Annotated in this window: 18 protein-coding genes; 9 read left to right on the top strand and 9 right to left on the bottom strand. The window is 71.8% G+C overall.

What is annotated here, in order from left to right; all coding sequences use genetic code 11:
* Window positions 1-10: 10 nt before the first annotated feature.
* Both mutL and HNR51_RS11775 read right to left on the bottom strand, forming a co-directional pair.
* On the bottom strand, window positions 11-2,026 hold the full coding sequence (gene mutL, locus HNR51_RS11780) for a DNA mismatch repair endonuclease MutL (RefSeq protein WP_182555068.1): 2,016 nt from the start codon (window positions 2,024-2,026) through the stop codon (window positions 11-13).
* 93 nt (window positions 2,027-2,119) lie between these two features.
* Window positions 2,120-3,376 (bottom strand): acyl-CoA dehydrogenase family protein, encoded by a 1,257-nt coding sequence (locus HNR51_RS11775; protein WP_141953713.1) that lies wholly within the window; start codon window positions 3,374-3,376, stop codon window positions 2,120-2,122.
* Window positions 3,377-3,536: 160 nt separating this feature from the next.
* Between HNR51_RS11775 and HNR51_RS11770 the strand changes: the two genes are divergently transcribed.
* Together HNR51_RS11770 and HNR51_RS11765 are read left to right on the top strand one after the other, a co-directional pair.
* Window positions 3,537-5,399 (top strand): ABC-F family ATP-binding cassette domain-containing protein, encoded by a 1,863-nt coding sequence (locus HNR51_RS11770; protein ID WP_182555067.1) that lies wholly within the window; start codon window positions 3,537-3,539, stop codon window positions 5,397-5,399.
* A gap of 129 nt (window positions 5,400-5,528) precedes the next feature.
* The gene (locus HNR51_RS11765) at window positions 5,529-6,557 is read left to right on the top strand and encodes an alpha/beta hydrolase (protein WP_182555066.1); all 1,029 of its coding nucleotides are present in this window, start codon (window positions 5,529-5,531) and stop codon (window positions 6,555-6,557) included.
* An 86-nt stretch (window positions 6,558-6,643) separates the two neighbouring features.
* Here HNR51_RS11765 and HNR51_RS11760 read toward each other — a convergent pair whose 3' ends face one another.
* The gene (locus HNR51_RS11760) at window positions 6,644-7,360 is read right to left on the bottom strand and encodes a dihydrofolate reductase family protein (protein ID WP_182555065.1); all 717 of its coding nucleotides are present in this window, start codon (window positions 7,358-7,360) and stop codon (window positions 6,644-6,646) included.
* Window positions 7,361-7,498: 138 nt separating this feature from the next.
* Here HNR51_RS11760 and HNR51_RS11755 point away from each other — a divergent pair, with 138 nt between their 5' ends.
* The 5 genes from HNR51_RS11755 to HNR51_RS11735 all read left to right on the top strand — a co-directional run bounded on the left by HNR51_RS11755 (window position 7,499) and on the right by HNR51_RS11735 (window position 12,442).
* Window positions 7,499-7,951 (top strand): OsmC family protein, encoded by a 453-nt coding sequence (locus HNR51_RS11755; protein ID WP_012456479.1) that lies wholly within the window; start codon window positions 7,499-7,501, stop codon window positions 7,949-7,951.
* A 120-nt stretch (window positions 7,952-8,071) separates the two neighbouring features.
* A complete protein-coding gene (locus HNR51_RS11750) occupies window positions 8,072-8,509 on the top strand; it encodes a GlcG/HbpS family heme-binding protein (protein ID WP_182555064.1) in 438 nt (145 codons plus the stop codon).
* Window positions 8,510-8,805: 296 nt separating this feature from the next.
* Window positions 8,806-10,404, top strand: a complete 1,599-nt coding sequence (locus tag HNR51_RS11745) for a peptide ABC transporter substrate-binding protein (RefSeq protein WP_182555063.1) — start codon at window positions 8,806-8,808, stop codon at window positions 10,402-10,404.
* Window positions 10,401-11,324, top strand: coding sequence for an ABC transporter permease (locus HNR51_RS11740; protein WP_141953728.1), 924 nt, complete (start codon window positions 10,401-10,403; stop codon window positions 11,322-11,324). Before HNR51_RS11745 ends, HNR51_RS11740 begins: the two co-directional genes overlap by 4 nt.
* Complete coding sequence (locus HNR51_RS11735) at window positions 11,321-12,442, top strand: ABC transporter permease (protein WP_182555062.1); 1,122 nt, start codon at window positions 11,321-11,323, stop codon at window positions 12,440-12,442. The genes HNR51_RS11740 and HNR51_RS11735 overlap by 4 nt, the downstream gene beginning before the upstream one ends.
* Here HNR51_RS11735 and HNR51_RS11730 read toward each other — a convergent pair.
* Window positions 12,418-12,651, bottom strand: a complete 234-nt coding sequence (locus HNR51_RS11730; RefSeq protein WP_301549744.1) for a hypothetical protein — start codon at window positions 12,649-12,651, stop codon at window positions 12,418-12,420. The genes HNR51_RS11735 and HNR51_RS11730 overlap by 25 nt on opposite strands.
* Window positions 12,652-12,837: 186 nt before the next feature.
* Here HNR51_RS11730 and HNR51_RS11725 point away from each other — a divergent pair, with 186 nt between their 5' ends.
* The gene (locus tag HNR51_RS11725) at window positions 12,838-14,316 is read left to right on the top strand and encodes an MFS transporter (protein WP_141953734.1); all 1,479 of its coding nucleotides are present in this window, start codon (window positions 12,838-12,840) and stop codon (window positions 14,314-14,316) included.
* Window positions 14,317-14,408: 92 nt separating this feature from the next.
* On the opposite strand, the gene HNR51_RS11720 is transcribed toward HNR51_RS11725, so the two are convergent.
* The 3 genes from HNR51_RS11720 to HNR51_RS11710 form a co-directional block, all read right to left on the bottom strand.
* Complete coding sequence (locus HNR51_RS11720; RefSeq protein ID WP_182555060.1) at window positions 14,409-14,999, bottom strand: hypothetical protein; 591 nt, start codon at window positions 14,997-14,999, stop codon at window positions 14,409-14,411.
* Window positions 15,000-15,151: 152 nt separating this feature from the next.
* Window positions 15,152-15,856, bottom strand: coding sequence for a DUF1013 domain-containing protein (locus HNR51_RS11715; RefSeq protein WP_012456489.1), 705 nt, complete (start codon window positions 15,854-15,856; stop codon window positions 15,152-15,154).
* 334 nt (window positions 15,857-16,190) lie between these two features.
* Complete coding sequence (locus tag HNR51_RS11710) at window positions 16,191-17,069, bottom strand: LysR family transcriptional regulator (RefSeq protein ID WP_182555059.1); 879 nt, start codon at window positions 17,067-17,069, stop codon at window positions 16,191-16,193.
* A 134-nt stretch (window positions 17,070-17,203) separates the two neighbouring features.
* Between HNR51_RS11710 and wrbA the strand changes: the two genes are divergently transcribed.
* Entirely contained in the window at window positions 17,204-17,803 is a 600-nt protein-coding gene (wrbA, locus tag HNR51_RS11705) for an NAD(P)H:quinone oxidoreductase (protein ID WP_012456491.1), read from the top strand.
* A 230-nt stretch (window positions 17,804-18,033) separates the two neighbouring features.
* Here wrbA and HNR51_RS11700 read toward each other — a convergent pair whose 3' ends face one another.
* Together HNR51_RS11700 and mutS are read right to left on the bottom strand one after the other, a co-directional pair.
* Window positions 18,034-20,151 carry a protein-disulfide reductase DsbD family protein gene (locus tag HNR51_RS11700; RefSeq protein ID WP_182555058.1) on the bottom strand — a complete coding sequence of 706 codons (2,118 nt, stop codon included), beginning with the start codon at window positions 20,149-20,151 and terminating at the stop codon, window positions 18,034-18,036.
* Window positions 20,152-20,355: 204 nt separating this feature from the next.
* The gene (gene mutS / locus HNR51_RS11695) at window positions 20,356-23,103 is read right to left on the bottom strand and encodes a DNA mismatch repair protein MutS (RefSeq protein ID WP_182555057.1); all 2,748 of its coding nucleotides are present in this window, start codon (window positions 23,101-23,103) and stop codon (window positions 20,356-20,358) included.
* Between the last annotated feature and the right edge of the window lie 127 nt (window positions 23,104-23,230).

Raw genomic sequence — 23,230 nt, 5'->3', positions numbered from 1 at the left:
GCTGCGGCCTTCACCGCCGCCCGAACAACCGCTCGATATCGGCGAGGCCCAGGGTCACGAAGGTCGGGCGGCCGTGGTTGCACGAGCCGGAGAGCGGCGTCGCCTCCATCTCGCGCAAGAGCGCGTTCATCTCCTCGGGCTTAAGGCGGCGCCCGGCGCGGATCGAGCCGTGGCAGCTCATCCGCGACAGGAGCGCGTCGAGGCGCCGGCTCACCGGATCGGGATCGCCCTCGCCCGCCGGGCCGCCCTCCTCCACGCCGCTCGCCTCCAGGGCGTCGAGCACGTCGAGGACGAGGTTCCTGACCGAGCCGCCGGCGAGTGCCGCCGGCACCGCCCGCACCAGCACCGCGCCCGGACCGAACGCCTCCAGGCTGAGGCCCAGCCGCTCCAGTTCGGGCGCGGCCTCGACGAGGCGGTCGGCCTCCTCGGGGGCCATCTCGACCACGTCGGGGATCAGCAGGCCCTGGCGCGCCACGCCGCCGCCGGCCCGCTCGCGCTTCAGCCGCTCGTAGACGAGGCGCTCGTGGGCGGCGTGCTGATCGACCAGCACGATCCCGTCGCGGGTCTGGGCCAGGATGTAGGTCTCGTGGATCTGCGCCCGGGCGGCGCCGAGCGGATGGGAATCGGGCGGCGTCCCGGCCTCGAACACCGCCTCCGGTTCGGGCCGCAGGTCGGCGCCGGGCGGGGCGAGGTCGGCGGAGAACAAGGCCTGCGGCGTCTCGGCGAAGCCGGGACGTTCCGTCGCGAAGGCCGGGTTCTGCGGCGCGCGGTAGCCCGCGGGCGCGGCCACCGAGGGGCCGGAGAAGAGGCGAGCCGCGGAGCGGGGCGTGAGCGGGCTCGCGGCGGAGGCGCCCGTATGCACGGCGAACCCGCCGCCGGAGCGCATCGCCGGAACGCCGCCCAGGCTCCCGCCGGCCAAGCTGCCGCTAGCCAGGCTGCCGCCGGCCCGAAGCGCATCGAGCGCCGCCTGCGTGCCGGTGCTGGAGGAGCGCGCCCCGGCCCGGCGCAGGGACTCGTGGATCGCGCTGACGATCAGGGCGCGCACCAGCCCGGGCTCGCGGAAGCGCAGCTCGGTCTTGGCCGGATGCACGTTCACGTCGACGAGGGCGGGATCGCAGGTGAGGTGGAGCGCCAGGACCGGGTGCCGGTCGGAACTCATGGTGTCGGCATAGGCCCCGCGCACGGCGCCCAGCAGCAGCCGGTCGCGCACGGGCCGCCCGTTGACGACGAAGTGGATGTGGTTCGCCGCGCCGCGGTGGAAGGTCGGCAGGCCGACATGGCCGGCGAGCGCGAAGCCCTCGCGCGCCATGTCGACCGGGACGGCATTGCCGGGGAAGTCGGGACCGAGCACGGCGCCGAGCCGGCGCAGCAGCGCGGCCGGGCCGGGCTCGCTCTCGGCGGGAAACACCGTCGGGCTGCCGCTCTCGGTGCGCAGGGTGAAGCGGATCTGCGGCTGCGCCACTGCGAGCCGGCGCAGAATCTCGGAGACAGCCGCGGTCTCGGCCCGGTCGGATTTGAGGAATTTCAGCCGGGCCGGGGTGGCGGCGAAGAGTTCGGTGACCTCGATCCGGGTGCCCCGGGTCGCGGGCGCCGGGCGCACCGGGCCCTTGGCGCCGGAATCGATCGTCAGGCTCACCCCCTCCCCGTCGGCGGTGCGCGAGGTGATCGTGAGGCGTGAGACCGCGCCGATCGAGGGCAGCGCCTCGCCGCGGAAACCCAGCGAGCCGATCCGAGTGAGATCGCCGTCGGGGAGCTTCGAGGTGGCGTGGCGCTCGACCGCCAGCGCCAGATCCTCGGGCCCCATGCCGATGCCGTCGTCGATGACGCGGATCAGGCGGCGCCCGCCGCCCTCGATCGCCACCTCGATGCTGCGCGCGCCGGCATCGATGGCGTTCTCGACCAGTTCCTTGACGGCGGAGGCCGGGCGCTCGACCACCTCGCCCGCGGCGATGCGATCGACCAGGATCGGGTCGAGGCGGCGGACGGCGGCGCGCGGCGGATCGCAAAGGTCGGGGGCGACGGACATGGCCTGAGAAATATAGGAGGCTTGCCGGCCCCCCGATAGGCGAGGCGCCGGCCTGTCCTCATCCCTTGCCTCCCCCTTGCCCCCCTCCTTGCCTCACCCCCGCGGCAGCATCCGGTCGCTGATGATGCGGCGCTGGATCTCGCTCGTGCCCTCGAAGATCGTCGTGAGCCGCGCATCGCGCCAGTAGCGCTCGATCCGCCGCTCGGTGGTGTAGCCGTTGCCGCCGTGGAGCTGCATCGCTTGGTTCGTCACCCGCACCGCCATCTCGGTGGCGAGGAGCTTCACGCTCGCCGACTCGCTCTCGGCGGGCAGGCCCTCGTCGAGGAGGTGGGCCACCTGCTGCCAGTAGGCGCGGGCCTGCGCCACCTCCGCCGCCATGTCGGCGAGCGCGAAGCGCAGGGCCTGGAACTGGCCGATCGGCTGGCCGAACTGCTCGCGCTCCTGGAGGTAGGCGGTGCAATCCTCCACCGCGGCCCGCGCCACGCCGACGGCGCGGGCCGCGGTGTGGACCCGGGCGATGTTGAGGCCGCGCTGCACCGAGGCGAAGCCGCCGGAATCCCCATCCGCCCCCTCGTCGCCGTAGAGGCCGGTGAGCCGGTCGCGCTCGGGCACGCGCACGCCGTCGAGCTTCAATTCGAAGGTGAGGAAGCCGTGATAGCCGATCTTGTCGATCACCGTGCCGGTCATGCCCTTCGGGAAGGTGCCGGGCTCCTTGACGACGAGGAAGGGTTCGAGGCCGGCCGAGCGCGGCTCGCCGGGCTCAGGGTCGCGCACCCGGGCCAGCACCTCGATGAAATCCGCTCCTTGAGCGAAGCCGGCCCAGCGCTTGGTGCCGGTGAGCACCCATTCGTCGCCCTCGCGCACGGCCCGGGTCTGCACCCCGGCGAGGTCCGAGCCGGCGGTGGGTTCGGACAGCGCGATCGAGCCGATCCACTGCCCCCTGGCGGATTTGGCGAGCAGCGCCCGGCGGCTGTCGTCGTCGAGGGTCTGGGTGCCGAGGCCCTGGCCGCGGGCCAGGATCGAGCCGGTGGAGAGCCACGCGCGGGCGAGTTCCTCCGAGATCAGGCAGTACTCGAACACGCCGAGCCCCATCCCGCCGTACTCCGCGGGAATGGTGATGCCGAACCAGCCCTTCGCCGCCATCTGGTCGATGAGCGAGCGGGGCATCTCGCCCTTCTGCGGGTCGAGTTCGTCGGCGATCGGCAGGATCACGTCGCGGGCGAAGGCCCGCGCCTCCTGCTGCAGGGCGGCGCGTTGCTCCGTGCGCCAGGGCGAGAGCAGCTCGGGCGGGCGCGGCGCCTTGAAGTCCGGCTTGGCGACGTCCGGCTTGGCGACATCCGGCTCGGCCATGGTTCCTCCGCTCGTTCTTGCCGTTGTTCGTCCGAGCCGAACGCTCAAGCTGGCAAAACGTTCGCGGACGCGCCGGGAATGGACGGCGCGGGACCGGCGCGGGGCCGGCGCGGGATCGGCGCTCTTGCACTGAGGCGCGCCCGCCCCCAGAACGCCGCTCATGCTGCGCGTCAACGATCTCACCTACCGCATCGGCGAGCGGGTCATCCTCGATTCGGCCACCTTCGCCATTCCCGACCGGGCCCGCGTCGGGCTGGTCGGCCGCAACGGGGCGGGCAAGACCACCCTGTTCCGGGCGATCCTCGGCGACTTGCCGACCGATGCCGGGGCGGTCTCGATCCCGAAGGGCATGCGCATCGGCGCGGTGGCCCAGGAAGCGCCCGCCGGCCCCGAGACCCTGCACGAGGTGGTGCTCGCCGCCGATCTCGAACGCGCCCGGCTGATGCGCGAGGCGGAAGGGGCCGACGGCCTGCGCCGGGCGGAGATCGAGACCCGGCTCGTCGATATCGGCGCGCATTCGGCCCCGGCCCGCGCGGCGGCGATCCTGCACGGCCTCGGGTTCGACGCGGCGGCGCAGGCGCGGCCCTGCTCGGACTTCTCCGGCGGCTGGCGGATGCGGGTGGCGCTGGCCGCGATCCTGTTCTCCGAGCCCGATCTGCTGCTTCTCGACGAGCCGACCAACTACCTCGACATCGAGGGCACGCTCTGGCTCTACGACTATCTCGAAAAGTACCCGCGCACGGCGATCATCATCAGCCACGACCGGGAGCTGCTCGACACATCCGTCGATCACATCCTGCATCTCGACCGCGGCAAGCTCACGATCTACCGCGGCGGCTTCACCAGCTTCTCGCGCCAGCTCTCCGAGAAGCGGGTGCTCCAGGCCAAGGCGAAGGCCAAGCAGGACGCCGAGCGGGCGCACCTGCAAAGCTTCATCGACCGCTTCAAGGCCAAGGCGACCAAGGCGCGCCAAGCCCAGTCGCGGATGAAGCGGCTCGCCAAGATGGAGCCGATCGCCGCCCTCCTCGAGGACGAGGCTCCGGTGATCCACCTGCCGAGCCCGGAAAAGCCGCTCTCGCCGCCGATCGTCGCCATGGAGCGGGTGCAGGCCGGCTACGGCGAGCGGATCGTGCTCTCGGGGCTCAACCTCTCGCTCGCTCCCGATGACCGGGTGGCGCTCCTGGGCGCCAACGGCAACGGCAAGTCGACCTTCTGCAAGCTGATCGGCGGACGGCTTCCACCCTTGGCGGGCGAATTGAAGCGCTCCTCCAAGATGGAGGTCGCCTATTTCGCCCAGCACCAGCTCGACGAGCTGCGCCCGTCCGAGAGCGCGGTGGCGCATGTGCGCGACCGGATGCCCGATGCGCCGGAGGCGAAGGTGCGCTCGGCCGCCGCGCGCCTGGGCTTTCCCGCGTCGAAGGCCGACACGCCGGTTGAAAAGCTCTCCGGCGGCGAGAAGGCGCGGCTGCTGATGGGGCTCGCCGCCTTCGACGGCCCGCACCTCCTGATCCTCGACGAGCCCACCAACCACCTCGACATCGAAAGCCGGCAGGCGCTGGTCGAGGCGATCAACGACTACGAGGGGGCCGTCATCCTCGTCTCCCACGACCGCTTCCTGATCGAGGCCTGCGCCGACCGGCTCTGGATCGTCGGCAACGGCTCGGTGACGACGTTTGACGGCGACATGGACGACTATCGCCGCCTCGTGCTCGCCGGCCCGGAGCGGGTGGATTCTGCGGGCGAGGGCACCGGCGGCCAGAAGGCCGAGGCGCGCCGCTCCGCGGTGGAGCGGCGCGCGGCGCTGGCGCCGCTCAAGAAGCGCCTCGAGACGATCGAGGCACGGATGGCCAAGCTCTCGGGGGCGATCGAGAAGATCGACGCGGCATTGGCCGACGGCACCGCCTTCCTCAAGGACGCGGCCAAGGCCGGCGATCTCGCCCGCATGCGCGCCGAGGCCGCCGAGGCTCTGGCCAAGGCCGAGGAGGAGTGGCTGGAGGTCAGCGGGGAGATCGAGGCGGCCTGAGGGTCCCGCCGCGAACCTGTCCGAAGCGCGGAGGCGGTTCGGCCATCGCTCTCCATGCCGAGGCGGGCGGTCGGGGCAACGCCGGTCTCCGTCCCGCGTTGTCCGCTGCGAGGGCGGAGCGGAGACATCATGCGCGGCACGAGCCATCCCGTGACACGAAAGAGCGGCAAGGCCCTCGCTCTGCTGCCGCTCGCGGCGGCCGGCGCCTGGATCGCCTGGAGCCATCTCGGGCTGAACCGGGCCGGCCCCCTCCCCCCGGCCCTGCCGGGGCGGCGCACCACCCTGCGCACGCGCTCCGGCCGGGTGAACCTCTACGCCGCGGACGCGCAGGGCGGCCGGCCCCTGCTACTGATCCATTCGATCAACGCGGCGGCCAACGCCTACGAGGTGAAGCCGCTCTACGAGCATTACCGGGGCCGACGCCCGGTCTACGCGCTCGAACTGCCGGGCTTCGGCTTCTCCGAGCGGGCGGACCGGATCTACACGCCCCGCCTGATGACCGACGCGATCCTCGATGCGGCGGCCGAGATCGCCGGACGTCACGGCGGCGCGGCGCTCGACGCCATCGCGCTCTCGCTGCCCTGCGCCTATCTCGCCCGCGCCGCACTGGAGCGGCCGGACCTGTTCTCGACGCTGGGCCTCATCAGCCCGACCGGCTTCGACGCCCGCCTCTCCGGCCGCGGACCGGAGGATGCCAACCGCGGCAAGCCGCTGGCCCGTGGGCTCGCCGCCTTCCCGCTCTGGGGCCGCCCGCTCTTCGACGCCCTGGTGAGCCGTCCGAGCATGCGCTTCTTCCTGGAAAAGACCTGGGGCAGCCGCGACATCGACGAAGGCCTGTTCGCCTACGATCAGCTCTCGGCCCGCCAGCCCGGGGCCGAGCACGCGCCGTTCTCGTTCCTCTCCGGCTACCTGTTCCCCGACGACACGACGCGGGTCTACGAGGCGTTGCGCCTGCCCGTCTTCATGGTGCACGGGGCGCGCGGCGACTTCGTCGATTACCGCCATGTCGGCGAGGTGGCGGGGCGTCCGAACTGGACGATCCTGCGGCTCCCCACCGGCGCCTTTCCGCATTTCGAGGACCGGGCGGCGGTCACGGGCGCCTACGACGCCTTCCTCGCCGCCCACCGCGAGAAACGGGATCATACCAAATCCGTTTGATCCCTTCGGGATGGTGGATTTGGACGTCGCTCAGGCGCCGCGCGGGCTTGCTGATACGGTCTTCGCTTTGATCAAGCGAAACCGTATCAGCCGACCGGTTCGATCCGGTAGCGCAGCCAGACCGTGCCGTCGTCGAACGGCTCGCAGGCGGTGCGGGTGAGGCGGCGGCGCGAGCCCATGGAGTCCGCCTCCCCGCCCTCGAAATCGAACAGGGCGGGCGTGCCGATCACGCCATCGACGGCGGGCGCCAGCAGCAGGCTGAGTTCGTCCACGAGCCCGGCCTTCAGCATCGAGCCGTTGATGCGCCCGCCGCCCTCGACCAGAAGCCGCTCGATGCCGAACAGGCGCTTGAGCTTGGCCAGCGCCAGGGCGAAGTCGACCGCGCGCTCGCCGGCGATGATGTAGGACTGGCCCCCGGCCTTCAGGCGGCGCAGACGGTCGTCCGAGGCCTGTCCCGTGGTGAGCACGATGACGTGATCGCCCTCGATGTCGTTGCGCGCGCCCCAATCCATCGCGCCGCGGGCATCGAGCGCCACCGCGTAGCCCGGGGCATCGGTGCGGGCGACGTGATCCTCGCGCGACACGGGCTCCTCGGCGGGTGCGGATGTGAGCGGCTCGGCGCTGTCGGCGTAGCCCTGCATGGTGATGCGCCCGCACATCCAGGCATCGCCCCCGAGGCGCTTGTGGACGACCTCGTAGTGCGAATCCGCGTCGATGGTGGTCCAGCGCCGGACCTTGATGCGCCCATCGACCGAGGTGGTCATGTGGCACAGGACGTAAGGGCGCTCCGAAGTCTCGGCCATGGCGGCGGCTTCCTGCTGTTTTTTGGATCGGAGGCCGCAACTAGACCGCATTCGCTCGCCGGCCAGGGCTGAAGCATCCCGCCTTTGCCGGGCTTCGCGCCGCGGATAGGCTGAGCGCCGAAAACGAGGAGGCCGAGCATGGCGACCTACACCGCGGATGTCCGCTGGACGCTCGCCGCGGGCGAGGACTTTTCCGCCGGGCGCTACAGCCGCGGCCACACTCTGCGCTTCGACGGCGGGGTGGAGCTCGCCGGCTCGGCCTCGCCCCACGTCGTCGGCAAGTGGGCGGTCGCGGCGGCGGTCGATCCCGAGGAGATGCTGGTGGCGGCCCTCTCCTCCTGCCACATGCTGAGCTTCCTCCACGTCGCGCGGCTGGCCGGCTTCGTCGCGCAGGCCTACCGCGACCATGCCGAGGGCCGAATGGAAGACATCGCCCCCGGCCGGCAGGCGGTGACGCGGGTGGTGCTGCATCCGCGCATCGATTGGGCTGGCGCGGCGCCCGACGCGGAACGGCTCGCCGCGCTCCACACGCAAGCGCACGAGACCTGCTTCATCGCCAATTCCGTGCGCACCGAGGTGACGGTCGCCTGAAGCCAAGCTCCGCACCGCTTGGCGAAACCGCCCCCGCCGGTGCATGTCCTCACGACGATTTGCCCCTTCGACTTACCCCTTCGACTTGCCCCTGCGACCTGCCCCTTCGAGGACATCCGGATGACCGACCTGACGCTCGCCGCCGCCCAGACCCTCGTGGCGACCGCCCTGAAGACCGCCCGCGAACGGAGCCTGAAGCCGCTGGCGGTGGTCGTCTACGACGCCCGTGGCGCCCTCAAATGCCTGGCCGCCGAGGACGGCACCTCCCTGCGCCGGGCCGAGATCGCCCGCGGCAAGGCCAACGGCGCGCTGGCGCTCGGCCTGGGCTCGCGGGCCATCGCCAAGCGCGCCGAGGAGCAGCCGCATTTCGTCGCCGCGGTGAGCCACCTCGTCGGCCCGGACGCGCTGGTGCCGGTGCCCGGCGGCGTGCTGATCCGCGATTCCGACGGGCGCCTGCTCGGAGCGGTCGGCATCTCCGGCGACACCTCCGACAACGACGAGATCTGCGCGCTGGCCGGCATCGAGGCGGCGGGTTTGAAGGGGGATACGGGGGCGTGAGCGTCTCCGGTGTCGCTTCGACGTGAATGCTGGAATTCCCCTCTCCCCGCTTGGCGGGGAGAGGCCCGCGGGCACCCCGTCGTGCCTGCGGGAAGCGCAGGCGAAGCCGGAGCGGCGGTGAGGGGGTATCCCCGGATGAGGCTTTTCCGGCACCGCCCCCTCACCATCGGCTGCCGCCTCGCTTCGGCGACGACGAGGTCGCCGAAGCCCTCTCCCCGCGTGCGGGGAGAGCGGGCTGAAGCGACGGCCCGTGCGTACAACGAGACGCCGCGTCCGCTCGGCGCCCGGTCCGTTCCATGACCCTCCCCCGCCGCACCCTCCTGCAGACCGGCGCGGCGCTCGCCGCCGGGCTCGCCCTCCCCGCGCCCGCGCGGGCGGCCTCCCCCGTCTATCGACGCGGCAACGACGCCGATCCCGAGACTCTCGACCCGCACAAGACCTCGACGGTGGCCGAAGCGCACATCCTGCGCGACCTGTTCGAGGGACTGCTGACCTACGACAACCGCGGCACCATCATCCCCGGCATGGCCGAGCGCTGGACCGTCTCCGACGACCGCCTCACCTACCGCTTCCATCTCCGGCCCGACGGGCGCTGGTCGAACGGCGATGCCGTCACGGCCGAGGATTTCCTGTTCTCGCTACGCCGCATCCTCGATCCGAAGACGGCGGCGAAATACGCCGAGGTGCTGTTCCCGATCCGCGGGGCGGCCGCCGTCAATGCGGGCGAGCAGCCGCCGGAGACCCTCGCGGTCGCCGCCCCCGAGGCCCGGACGCTGGAGATCGGGCTCGCCGAGCCGGTGCCCTATCTCCTCGAACTCCTCACCCACCAGACCTCGCTGCCGGTCCACCGCCCCTCGCTGGAGCGCTGGGGCGATGCCTTCGCGCGGCCCGGCAACCTCGTCTCGAACGGCCCCTACGCCCTGGTCGATTGGGTGCCGAACGACCGCATCACCCTGACCAAGAATCCGCATCACCGCGACGCCGCCGCGATCCCGATCGAGCGGGTCGACGTCATCCCGACCCCGGACCTCGCCGCGGCGGTGCGGCGCTATGCGGGCCGTGAGATCGATTCGCTGTCCGATCTGCCCGCCGATCAGATCGCCTCGCTGACACAGCGCTTCGGCACCCAAGTGCAGCTCGGGCCGGGGCTCGGCCTGCTCGCCATCGCCTTCAACCTGCGAAAAGCACCCTTCGACGATGTCCGGGTGCGCCGCGCCCTGTCGATCGCCATCGACCGGGAGTTCTTGGCGGACATCGTATGGGGGCAGACCATGGCCCCGGCCTATTCCTTCTGCCCGCCGGGCCTCGACAACGCCCTGCCGCCCCCGCTCCTGCCGGGGCGCGAGGACGGGCCGATCGATCGCGAGGAGGAGGCGCTGCGGCTGCTGGCGGAGGCCGGTTACGGGCCGGGCAACCCGCTGGCGATCGAGTACCGCTTCAACGTCACCGACAACAACCGCAACACCGCGATCGCGCTGGCGGACGCGTGGCGCGGCATCGGCGTCGAGACCCGCTTCGTCTCCACCGACGCCAAGACCCATTTCGCCTATCTGCGCGACGGCGGCACCTTCGACCTCGCCCGGATGTCCTGGGTCGCCGACTATTCCGATCCGCAGAACTTCCTGTTCCTGCTGCGCACCGGCAATGACGGGTTCAATGCCGGGCGCTGGTCGAACCCGGCCTTCGACGGGCTGCTGACGCGGGCGGCGGGGGAGCGCGACGTTCAGGCCCGCGCGCGGATGCTGTTCGACGCGGAAAAAATCGTGCTCGACGAACTGCCCTGGCTGCCGCTGCTGCATTACCGCTCGAAGGCGCTGGTCTCGCCGCGGCTGCACGGGATGCACCCGAATATCCGCAACGTCGCCCCCACCCGCTACCTCCGGCTCGATCCGTGATCGCCCTCATCCTGCGCCGGATCGCCCAGAGCCTGCCGACCCTGTTCCTCGTGGTGGCGGGCAGCTTCTTCCTGATCCGGCTGGCGCCGGGCGGCCCGTTCGATCTGGAGCGGCCCCTGCCGCCGGCGGCGATGGAGAACCTGCGCCGGGTCTACGGCCTCGATCAGCCGCTGATCGTGCAGTTCGGGCGCTACCTCCTGAGCCTGTTGCGGGGCGATCTCGGCCCCTCCTTCACCTTTCGCGATCTCACCGTCACCGACCTGTTCGCCCGCGGCCTGCCGGTCTCGCTGACGCTCGGCAGCCTCGCGCTCGTTCTCGCGCTGGGCCTCGGCTTGGCGCTCGGAAGCCTCGCCGCGTTCGACCGCGGCGGGATCGCCGACCGGGGGGTGGGGCTCGCCGCCTCCCTCGGGCTCGCGGTGCCGAACTTCGTCACCGCGCCCCTGCTCCAGATCGTGTTCGGCCTCGGGCTGGCGTGGCTCCCCATCGGCGGCTGGGCCGACGGGAATCCGAGAAACCTTGTCCTGCCGGTTCTCACGCTGGCCCTGCCCCACGCGGCGGGCATCGCCCGCCTCACCCGCGCCTCGCTCGGCGAGGTGCTGATCCAGCCGCATATCCGCACGCAGCGCGCCATGGGCCTGTCGCGGGCCCGCATCGCCCGGCACGCGCTGCGCGGGGCGCTGCTTCCCGTCGTCGCGACGTTGGGGCCGCTGGCGGCGGGGCTGATGACCGGCTCGGTCGTGGTCGAGACCATCTTCGGCCTGCCCGGGATCGGGCGCTACTTCGTCGAGGGCGCGCTCAACCGCGACTACACCCTGGTGATGGGCACGGTGGTGCTGGTGGCCGTTCTGGTGATCGTCTTCAACCTGATCGCCGACCTGATCGCCGCCGCCCTCGATCCGCGGGTGAGGCTCTCGGCATGAGCGCGGCGCTGGCTCATCGCGCCCGCCGCCGCCTCGCCCGCGACCGTCCGGCGCTCGCCGCGCTGGCGAGCCTCATGCTGGTCGCGCTCGCCTGCCTGATCGGCCCGTTCCTGACCGGCCACCCACCGGAGCGGATCTATCCGGATTTCGTCCGGGTGCCCCCGAGCCTCGCCGCCCATCCGCGTTCCGACGAATTGCGCCCGGCGCTTCAACGCCTCGCCTTCCGGATGCGGGCCTCCCTGGAGGACGTGGCGCAGGAAGGTGAGCGGGTGCGGCTGACGCTCACGGCGCCCAAACCCATCGACGAGCGCTCCCTCCGCCTGCTGCCCCGCTCCGGACTGTTCGGCGAGGCGCAGGTGCTGGAGCGGTCCGCGGACGGCCGCCGGCTCGTGGTCGAGGCGCCGATCCGAAGGCTGTACTTCCTTCTCGGCACCGATGCGCTGGGGCGCGACCTGCTCACCCGCTGCCTCGCGGCGGGGCGGGTCTCCCTGCTGATCGGGCTCACCGCGGCGCTCGCCGCGCTCCTCATCGGCGTCGCCTACGGCGCGGTCTCGGGCTTGGCCGGGGGCACGGTCGATGCGCTGATGATGCGCGTCCTCGACATCCTCTACGCCCTGCCCTTCGTCTTCTTCGTCATCATGCTGCTGGTGTTCTTCCGCGCCGGGCTGTGGCTGGTGCTGGTGGCGGTGGCGGCGGTCGAGTGGCTCGACATGGCCCGCATCGTCCGCACCCAGACGCTCTCCCTGAAGAGCCGCGACTTCTTCCGAGCGGCCATTGCCCTGGGGGCGGGCACGGGCACGATCCTGCTGCGCCACGCCGTGCCCAACATGCTCGGGCCGATCATCGCGGCGGCGACCCTGCTGGTGCCGCGGGTGATCCTGCTGGAGAGCTTCCTGTCGTTCCTCGGTCTCGGCGTGCAGGAGCCGGCGACCTCCTGGGGCGTGCTGATCGCCGAAGGGTCGCGGGCGCTCGAATCGGCGCCCTGGATGCTCGCCGCACCGGCGGGCTTCCTCGTCGTCACCCTGGTGGCCTTGAACCGGCTCGGCGACGGCCTCGGCGAGGCGCTCGACCCGAGGCTCCAGCGGGGCTTGGATCAGCGGGACTCGGCCGGCAGGTAGCCCTGGTAGACGATGCGCACCGTGCGTCGCTCGCCGGGCAGGTCCGAGACGGGGATCGCCCGCGACCCGCGCAGGGCGGGGGCGGGCTCGACCGGTGCGGAGCCCGCGGCCGCCGGCGCGGCCGGTGCGCTCAGGGCCTTGGGCCGCAGCGCCCAGCGCTCGGCTCCACCCGCACTGGCCAGAGTGGAGATCGCGATCACGGCGCCCATGGAGGCCAGTCCGGCGGCGATCGGAGGAAACAGGGTTCGGACGGAAAGACGCTTGAAAAAAGTCATGGCGGGTGGCCCGGCGGATGGGGCCATTCCGCAACCTGAAGCGTTTCCGAACGCCGCCGCCCGCCCTCACCGGGCCGGGGTTGCGAACACTTTTACCGAGTCAGGGTAAACGGAGGGGCAATGACGAGCCGAGCGGAAGGTCAGGCCGGGGCGGTTGCCCCGGAGCGCGTCGCGGCCGGCACGGTCATCGACACCGACATCTCCGCCCGGCTCGACCGCCTGCCCTTCGGCCGCTTCCACACCCTGGTCATCGTCGCGCTCGGCATCACCTGGGTGCTCGATGGGCTCGAAGTCACCCTGGCCGGCGCCCTGGTCGGCGCCCTGCGCAAGGCGCCGATGTCGTTCACCGAGTTCGACGTGGGCCTCGCCGCGAGTTCCTACCTGATCGGCGCCGTGACCGGCGCGGTCGGCTTCGGCTGGCTCACCGATCGGATCGGGCGCAAGAAGCTGTTCTTCATCACGCTCGCCCTCTACCTCATGGCCACCGCGGCCACCGGCCTGTCGTGGAATATCTGGAGCTTCTGCCTGTTCCGCTTCCTCACGGGGGCGGGGATCGGCGGCGAGTACACCGCGATCAATTCCACCATCCAGGAACTGATCCCGGCCCGCGTGCGCGGCTGGACCGACCTCGTCATCAACGGCTCGTTCTGGATCGGCGCGGCTTTGGGCTCCTTCCTGTCGATCGCGCTGCTGCGGCCCGAATGGATCGACCCGGCCTGGGGCTGGCGCATCGCCTTCTTCGTCGGCGGCGGCATCGGCCTCGTGATCCTGCTCCTGCGCACCTGGATCCCCGAGAGCCCGCGCTGGCTCGTCACCCACGGTTACGCCGCGGAGGCCGACCGGGTGGTGACGGGCATCGAGAAGCGCTTTACGGACGAGGGCATCACCCTGCCTCCGCCGGACGCGTCGCGCCGCCTCAGGCTCAAGGTCCGCAGCCACACGCCGCTCGCGGAAGTGGCGCAGGCGATGTTCGTCACGAGCCGGCGCCAGACCGTCGTCGGCCTCGCGCTGATGATCGCCCAGGCCTTCTTCTACAACGCGCTGTTCTTCACCTACGCTCTGGTTCTGGAGCGCTTCTACGACGTGCCCGGCGGCGATGTCGGCTGGTATCTCCTGCCCTTCGCGCTCGGCTCCTTCCTCGGGCCGCTGCTGCTGGGCCGCCTGTTCGATACGGTGGGGCGGCGCCCGATGATCGCGGCCACCTACGGCATCTCGGCGGTGCTGCTGGCGGTGGTCGGCCTCGTCTTCCGGGCCGACCTGCTCGGCCCGTGGGGCCAGACCATGGCCTGGATGGGCGTGTTCTTCTTCGCCTCGGCCGCGGCGAGCTCCGCCTACCTGACGGTGGCCGAGACCTTCCCGCTCGAGATCCGGGCGCTGGCGATCGCCGCCTTCTACGCCATCGGCACCGGTATCGGCGGCGTCTCAGGCCCGCTCCTGTTCGGCACCCTGGTCGAGACCGGTTCGCGCGACCTCGTGCTGGTCGGCTACCTCATCGGCGCGGCGCTGATGGCGGTGGCGGCCGTCGTCGGCGCGATCTGGGGCACCGCGGCCGAGGGCAAGTCGCTGGAGGATGTGTCGAAGCCGCTGGCCGCGGCGTGAGCCTGCGGAAAAGCCGCTCGATAGGACGCGTATTCCCTCTCTCCGCACGGGGGAGAGGGAATGGCAATCGATCGAAAATACAACTCGGAAGTCTACGTCGGCCCGGATTGCGGCTCCGATCCCTTTCGCCGCAGCCAGATCGCCGAGGCCACCGCCAGCGCGTCGAGCGGCAGGGTCACGGCGCCCTGGCGTTTGCCCCAAAGCTCCAGCCCGCCGAAGCCGACGCCGCGGATCGTCAGCCATGCCCCGAACGGAAACACCGTCTCGGTGCCCTCGCCGGGGCCGAAGCACTCCTCGAAGGCCAGGGGATCGATCATGATCGCGTCGTATTTGGCGAGATGGTCGGCGATCGCGACCTTCGAGCGGAACGGGCCGCGATCCCGGCGAAACGAGGCGAAGCAGGGCTCGAATTCGGTGAGCGACACCCACAGCTTGCCGCCGATGCGCAGGTAGGGCGGGTTCGGGCCCTCACGCCCGAAATTCTCCGGCCCCCAGCCCGCTTCGCTCATCAGGGATTCGGCGAGCGTCACCGGCTCGCCGGATCGATCGGTGCCCGCTCGCCGGTCGAGCGCCGCCGGGGCGTGATCGGACAGGGCGGGATCGGTCATGCCGCCCTCCGCCAGGCCGCCGGGATTCGAGCCGCTCGGGGGAGAGCCACTCTCGGTCAGGCCACCGTGGATCATGCCACGTCCTCGCGCTGCCGCCGCTCCGCGGGAGCGGCCGGATGGCATTATTTCTCATTTAGCGCGAGTGGGCGAGCAGTTTCTTTCATCTGGCCTGATGCCGTCCGCGGGCGGCGGGTTCTCGGCCCGGACGCGGCCCGAGGCCGGGACGATCAGTCCTCGTCGTCGTCCTCGTCGATGCGGCTCATGCCCTTGAGCTTGGCGAAGACCGCGTCGGCGTTGAGATCCTCCTCGTCGCGCTCCTCCTCGCGCTCCGCGGCGGCCGGGGCGGTCGAGATCTCGGTGGGCAGGAGCTTGGCGCCGCCGTCGGTCGGCAGCACGGCGGGGCGGTCCTTGGCGGCGCGCTGGACCTCGAAGTCGAGGTCGATCTGCGAGCAAAGGCCCAGCGTCACCGGGTCCATCGGCTGGAGCGAGGCGGAGTTCCAGTGGGTCCGCTCACGGATCTGCTGGATCGTCGCCTTGGTGGTGCCCACGAGACGGATGACCTGCGCGTCCTTCAGCTCGGGATGATTGCGGATCAGCCAGAGGATCGCGTTCGGCCGGTCCTGGCGGCGCGACAGCGGAGTGTAGCGCGGGCCCTTGGTGGTGCGCTTGACCTCAGGTAGCTTCACCTTCGAGACCGCGACCTTGAGCCGGTAGTTCGGCGACTTCTGCGCCTTCTCGATCTCGTCGCGGGTGAGCTGGCCGGTGGTGATCGGGTCGAGGCCTTTGATGCCGGCGGCGACTTCGCCGTCGGCGATGCCCTTCACCTCGAGCGGGTGCAGCTTGCAGAAGTCGGCGATCTGCTCGAAGGCCAGCGAGGTGTTCTCGACGAGCCACACGGCGGTCGCCTTGGGCATCAGCGGACCTTGGGACATCGGACAAAGCTCCAGGCGGTTTTCGGGGTTCGCGGCAGGACAGACGCGGGATTTTGCAAAAGGCTTTCCCGCGGCCTCCGGCCCGGTCAGGCCCGAAGGATCCCATGTCGCGATGAATGAGGGGATTGCCTCTTATACAGGCGGGACCGGGCGTTGCGCAATTGCGTCGAGCGCTCGGACCAGGGCGATCGCTTGAAGCGATCACCCTGGTTTTCTGACGGGCCTCAATCGCCGGCGCCTGCCTCCGCGGGCTCGAGGCTCCCGCTCCGCGCGGCGCTCTTTGCGCCGCGAAGCCGCTGACACGGCTTCGAGCGACGGCTCTGACCTCTGAGGATCATCCGGCTTGGCGCCCTTCGAGGGCTGGGCGCAGCGGCGCGACCTCGGCGGCCACGTGATCCATGAAGGCGCGCACCCGCGCCGCGTGGCGCAGGTCCGGATGGGTCAGGAGCCAGAGCGAGGCGGCCAGTTCCGGATCCGGTCCCGAGAGGCGGCGCAAGCCGGCGATCCGGTCGCCGCGGTAGCAGGGCAGTGGGCCGATGCCGATCCCCTCGCAGATCGCCTCGCACAGGCCCTGCACGGTGTTGAGGCGCATCGCCACTCGCTCCGGTCCGGCGCGGGCGGCGACGAAGCGCGCGAACAGGCCGCCGGCCACCGCCTCGCTCGGGCTGACCCAGACGGCATTCGCGCCGTCCGCGTCCCCCCGTGCCGGCCCGTAGACCGCCCAGGCGATGGTGGCGAGCTTCCGCCCGACGAGGTTCGGCGGCGGGTCGCGGGTGGCGCGCAAGGCCACGTCGGCGTCGCGGCGGGACAGGTTCAGCGCCTCCTCGGAGACGACGAGTTCGATCTGGACCTTCGGGTAGCGCGTCCGGAAGCGGCCGAGCATCGGCATCAGCAGGTCGGTGACCAGGGGCGCCGCGGCGGTGACGCGCAGCAGCCCCGAGGGGGTCTGCGCCCGGTCGGCGACCTCCCGGTCGAACCGGGCGACCTCCTCCTCCATCCGCGCGGCAGCCACGGCCATCGCCTCGCCCGCGGGCGTCGCCACGTAGCCGGAGCGGTGGCGCTCGAACAGGCGCGTGCCGAGCTCCGCCTCGATGGCGGCGAGCCGGCGGAAGGCGGTGGAAGGATTGATGCCGAGAGACGCCGCGGCCGGGGCCAGCGCCCCCCGCTCGGTGATCGCCCGCACGAGGCGGAACTCGTCCCAGGCCACCGGCACCGGAAACTCCTTGCAGTGATGCAAGAGCAATCTTGCACGGCAGGGCGTTTCTGCAAATGGCGCGAACCTCCATAGGAGTGGTGCATTCGACGCTCGGGCCCGATCTGCGGGCCCCATGAACGGGAGAGACGACGATGGCGAAGGTTCTGGTGCTCTATTACTCGTCCTGGGGGCATGTGGAGCAGATGGCCAACGCCGTGGCCGAGGGCGCCCGCGAGGCCGGGGCCGAGGTCGCGGTCAAGCGCGTGCCGGAACTGGTGCCGGAAGAGGTCGCCCGGCAGTTCCACTACAAGCTCGACCAGGCGGCGCCGATCGCCACCGTCGAGGAACTGGCCGATTACGATGCGATCATCTTCGGCACGCCGACCCGCTACGGCAACATGGCCTCGCAGATGAAGCAGTTCATCGACCAGACCGGCGGCCTGTGGGCCAAGGGCGCGCTGGTGGGCAAGGTCGGCTCGGCCTTTACCTCGACCGCCTCGCAGCACGGCGGCCAGGAGACGACGCTGACGAGCTTCCACACGGTGATGTTCCACCACGGCATGGTGGTGGTGGGCCTGCCCTACAGCTTCGCGGGCCAGAACGGCGTCGAGCAGGTGAAGGGCAACTCGCCCTACGGCGCCACCACGATCGCCGACGGCGACGGCTCGCGCCAGCCCTCCCAGGTCGAACTCGACGGCGCCCGCTTCCAGGGCCGCCACGTAGCGGGCATCGCCGCCAAGCTCGCGGGCTGATCAGGGCTCCCCCCTCTCCCCGCTGTGCGGGGAGAGGCCTGTCTGCACCTTGTCGTGCAGACAGGAAGCGGAGGCGTAGCCGGAGCGGCGGTGAGGGGGCGGCTCAGGATGAGGCTCATTCGGCCAAGCCCCCTCACCTTCGGCTGCCGCCTCGCCGCGCCGACGACGGGGTCGTCGCGGCCCTCTCCCCGCGTGCGGGGAGAGGGGATGGGCTGAACCGTGATAGGGCCCTACTGCGCCGCCGCGACGTCCTTCTGTCCGATCGCCGCGAGCACGATTCCCTCGGTCAGGAGCTGCGGCAGCACCTGCGCCTCGCTTGTGCCGCGATAGACGAGGTAGAGCGGCACGCCGCTGCGGCCGTAGCGCTCCAGGAGGCGGGTGATCTCCGGGTTCTGGTTGGTCCAGTCGCCCTTCAGGTAGACAACCTGTCCCGCCCGGAACGCCGCCTGCACGCCCGCGCGGGCGATGACGGTGCGCTCGTTGACCTGGCAGGTGATGCACCACGCCGCCGTCATATCCACGAACACCGTGCGTCCCTCCGCGCGGAGCGCGTCGAGGCGGGCCTGTGTAAACGCTTCCTCGCCCTGGGCCAGAGCGGTGCGCGCGGTGGCGCGGTCGCCGTCGAGGATCGCGACGAGGCCGAGGGAGGCGGCGAGTGCGACGAGGGCCGCCGCGCGGCTGAGACCCGTGCCGAGCCGCCCCGCATGGCGGGCGCGCTCCCAGGCCCAGGCGGCCAGCGCCACCAGCACGAGACCGGTCAGCCCCGCGAGCAGCCCGTCCGGCCCGACCTGCTGCGCCAGCACCCAGACCAGCCACGCCACGGTGGCGTAGACGGGGAAGGCGAGCGCGCCCTTCAGTACGTCCATCCAGGCGCCGGGCCGGGGCAGCAGGCGCAGCGCCTGCGGGAACAGGGTGAGCATGAGGAACGGCAGGGCGAGCCCAAGGCCGAGGCTCGCGAAGACGGTGAGCGCCGTGAGCGGCGATTGCGTCAGGGCGAAGCCCACCGCCGCGCCCATGAACGGCGCGGTGCAGGGCGTGGCGACGAGCGTCGCCAGCACGCCGGTGAAGAACGAGCCCTGATAGCCCGCCCGCCGGGTCAGGCCGTCGCCGAGCCCGGCGATCCCGCCGCCGAGATGCACCACGCCCGACAGGCTGAGGCCCATGGCGAACAGCCCGTAGGCCAGCAGCGCCACCACCACCGGCGACTGCAGCTGGAAGCCCCAGCCGATCCCGGCGCCGCCGGCCTTCAGCGCGATCAGCAGCCCGGCGAGTCCGAGGAAGCTCGCGAGCACACCCGCGGTGTAGGCGAGCCCGTGCAGCCGCACGCGGGTGGCGGATTCGCCCGCCTGCCGCACGAGGCTGAGCACCTTGATCGAGAGCACGGGAAAGACGCAGGGCATCAGATTGAGCAGGAGCCCGCCGAGAAGCGCCAGACCCGCGGCGCTCCACAGCGTCAGGGTTTCTTCGCTCGCCGGGGCGGGGGGCGCCTCGGGTGCGGCGAGAGCGGACGCCGTCGGCGCGGGCGCGGGTTCCGGTCCCAGGGCGTAGGCCCGGCGCGTGCCGTCCTCGGTGAAGGCGAGCACGCCGGCGAGCGCCTCGGGCGCCGCCTTCGCGTCCCCCGGCGTGAGGGTGAGGCGCAGTCCGGCTTCGTCGACGGCGAGATCCTGCGGGGCGGCGTTGTCGAGCGCGCCTTCCGCATAGGGGAAGAACGCCGCGCCGCTGACGCCCGCGAGGCCCGGCCGGTCGAGATGCAGCACCAGCCGGTCGCCCGCGCGGGTGGTGCGGTGGGGGCCGGGCGCGGCCTCGGGCAGGGCGGCGCGGGCGCGGGCGAACAGGGCGGCTTGGCCCGAGGCGGGCTCGGCGCTGCTCGCCACCGGCAGGTCGAGGCTCAGTTCCGCCGAACCCGGAATGCAGATCTCCTCGCAGACGAGGTAGGAGAGCGTGCCGGCGAGCCGCACCGTCCCGCCAACCTTGGCGTTCTCCGGCACTGTGAGCGGCACCAGCAGGGTGACGGCGCCCTCGTAGCCGAAATTCATCAGGGTCTGGACCGGGATGCGCTCCGGGACCGGCCACTGCACGGCGCCCACGGCAAAGCCCTCCGGCAGGCGCCACGCCATCTCCGGCGGCAGGCCGGAATCGCCGGGATTGCGCCAGTAGACGTGCCAGCCCGGCTTCATCGCCATGTGCAGGCCGAGCATCACCGTGCCGCCGGGCACCAGCGCCTCGCGCTCGGCCACCAGACTCGCCCGCACGAGATCCTTGGCCTTCACCGCCGTCATCGCCCCCTGCGCCGCGGCGAGGCCGGGAGCACTGAGCGTCAGGAGGAGGGCGAGGACGAGACGGAGCATCGAGATCTGTTTCCGAGCGGCCCGGTGCCCCCTCCCCCGTGCGATCTCCCAATCCCGGGCTGGCCCAGGATCGCGAGGGGAAGAGACGACGGTCGGGCCGGAGCGGGGCCGGCATCTGCGCAAGGCTCTATAGCAGACCTGTTCCGTCCCGTGAGCCGCACGGTCCCGCGGCCTCGGACCGCGCCGCGCGCGTCGGAGCCGCCCTCACCCCGCGGCCCGCTCCTTCTTCAGCCGGTAGAGCGCGTCGAGCGCCTCGCGCGGGGTCAGCGCGTCGGGATCGAGGTCGTCGATCAATCGGCCGAGCCGGTCGTCGGGCTCGGGCTTCACCGGTTCCGGCGGCGGGGGCGGTGCGGCGGCGAGGCTTGCGAAGAGCGGCAGGTCGTCGATCTTGCGGCGGGCGGGGCGCTCGCGCTCGGAGCTTTCGAGACCTTTCAGGATCGCGCCGGCGCGTGCCACCACGCTCGGCGGCAGGCCGGCGAGGCGGGCGACCTGCAGGCCGTAGGAGCGCTCGGCCACGCCCGGCACCACCTCGTGCAGGAACACCACGTCGCCCCGATCCTCGGCCACTTTCAGGGTCGCGTTGTCGAGGCGCGGCAGGCGCTGGCTCAGCGCCGTCAACTCGTGGAAGTGGGTGGCGAACAGCGCCCGGCAGCCGTTCTTCTCGTGCAGGTGCTCCAGGCAGGCCCAGGCGATGGAGAGGCCGTCGAAGGTCGCGGTGCCCCGCCCGATCTCGTCGAGCACCACGAGCGAGCGGCGCGTCGCCTGGTTGAGGATCGCGGCGGTCTCGACCATCTCGACCATGAAGGTCGAGTGGCCCCGCGCGAGGTCGTCGGCCGCGCCCACGCGGGAGAATAGGCGATCGACCACGCCGAGCCGGGCGGAGGCCGCCGGCACGAAGGCGCCCATCTGCGCCAGCACGGCGATCAGCGCGTTCTGGCGCAGGAAGGTCGACTTGCCGCCCATGTTCGGGCCCGTCACGAGGCGGATGCGCCCGGCCTCGTCGCCGGACAGGTCGCAGGCATTGGCGATGAAGGCCTCGCCCGCCTTCGTCAGCGCCGCCTCCACGACGGGATGGCGCCCGCCCTTGACCTCGAAGGCGAGGCTCTCGTCGATGACCGGCCGGGTCCAGGCGAGTTCGACGGCGAGTTCGGCGTGGCTCGCCGCCACGTCGAGGCCCGACAGCGCCTCGGCGATGTCGGCGATCGCCTCCGCGCCCTCGCTGACCCGCGCGCTCAAGGCATCGAACACCGCCGATTCGAGCGCCAGCACCCGGTCGGAGGCGCCCGCGATCTTCGATTCCAACTCGCCGAGCTCGACGCTGGTGAAGCGCATCGCATCGACCATGGTCTGGCGATGCACGAAGTCCTGCATCAGGCCCTTGAGGCAGGCCTCGCCCACCGCCTGCGGCACCTCGATGTAGTAGCCGAGCACATTGTTGTGCTTGATCCGGAGCGTCCGGCAGCCGGTGGCCTCGGCATAGCGCGCCTGGAGCGCGGCGATGACCTTTCGCGAATCCTGGCCGAGGAGACGGGCCTCGTCGATCTCGGCGTGGTAGCCCGCGCGCACGAAACCACCGTCGCGGCGGTTGAGCGGCAGGTCGTCGCTGAGCGCGGCGGCCAGTTCTTCCGTGAGCGCCCGGTCGGCCTTGTCGAGGCGGCGGGCGAGGCGGGCGAGCCCGTCCGGTAAGTCTTCGCACGACAGCCGCTCGCTGATCGTCGCGGCGGCGGCGAGCCCGTCGCGGAGCGCCGCGAGGTCGCGCGGGCCGGCCCGGTTCAGGCCGATCCGCGAGAGCGCCCGGGCGATGTCGGGGGCGGCGTGCAGCGCGTCGCGAAGCTGCACCCGCAGCGCGCCGTCCTGCGCCAGGAAGGCGACGGCATCGTGCCGCCGTCCGATCTTCGTCAGGTCCGTCAGGGGCCCGGCGAGGTGTTCGGCGAGCAGCCGGGCGCCGCCGGCCGACACCGTGCGGTCGATGGCGTCGAGCAGGCTGCCCTTGCGCTCGCCCGACAGGGTGCGGGTGAGTTCGAGGTTGGCGCGGGTGGCCGCGTCGATGGCGAGCGTCGCCCCCGTCGCCTCCCGGCTCGGCGCGGAGAGCGGCACGCGGGTGCCGAGCTGCGTCCGTTCGAGATAGAGCAAAGCCGCTCCGGCGGCGGCGATCTCCGCCCGGCTGAAATGTCCGAACCCGTCGAGCGTCTTGACGCCGAACTGCTCGCGGATGCGCCGCTCGGCCGAGGCCGGCTCCAGCTCGCCCTGGGCCAGCGGCACGACCGCGGCCTTGGTCTCCCGCCACAGCTTGGCTAGGCCTGGATCGGCGTGGATGACCTCCGAGAGCACGATCTCCCGCGGCTCGTGCCGGGCGATGGCCGCGGCGAGTTCGGAGCCCTCCACCTCGCTCAAGGAGAAGCGGCCGGTCGAGATATCCAGCGCAGCGAGTCCGTAGGCGTCGCGGGTGTCGGAGACCTTCCGCCGGCCGATGGCGAGCAGCAGGTTGGCCCGCGTCGGGTCGAGCAGGCGGTCCTCGGTGAGCGTGCCCGGCGTGACGAGGCGGATCACCTCGCGCCGCACCACCGATTTCGGGCCGCGTTTCTTGGCCTCGGCCGCGTCCTCGGTCTGCTGGCAGACGGCGACGCGGTGGCCCAAAGCGATCAGCCGGTGCAGGTAGTCGTCGGCCCGCTCCAGGGGCACGCCGCACATCGGGATGTCGGCGCCGCCGTGCTTTCCGCGCTTGGTCAGGACGATGCCGAGCGCGCGGGAGGCGATCTCCGCATCCTCGAAGAACAGCTCGTAGAAGTCGCCCATCCGGTAGAACAGCAGGCAGTCCGGATTGGCGGCCTTGATCTCGATGTACTGCGCCATCATCGGCGTGGCGCCGGGGATGTCGAGGGGCGAGGAGGTCACCGTATCCGCCGCCTGGGCACGCCGTTCGAGGGGTTGGGAGCGTTTGGGGCTGGGCATGGGAGAGAGGCTAGCAGCCCCGCCCCGGCCGGGCACCGCCGGGCAACCGTGAAGTCCGTGGACAAGTGGGCGCTCTCCCCAGCCGTCGCAAGCGCGGGTGGCCGCGGGACCGACCCGAGAACGGCGG

Origin of the sequence: Methylorubrum thiocyanatum (assembly GCA_014138645.1) — a bacterium.
Classification (GTDB): Bacteria; Pseudomonadota; Alphaproteobacteria; order Rhizobiales; family Beijerinckiaceae; genus Methylobacterium; species Methylobacterium thiocyanatum.
The sequence above is the reverse complement of the archived record's forward strand: the minus strand, read 5'-3'. Positions and strand labels throughout refer to the sequence as shown.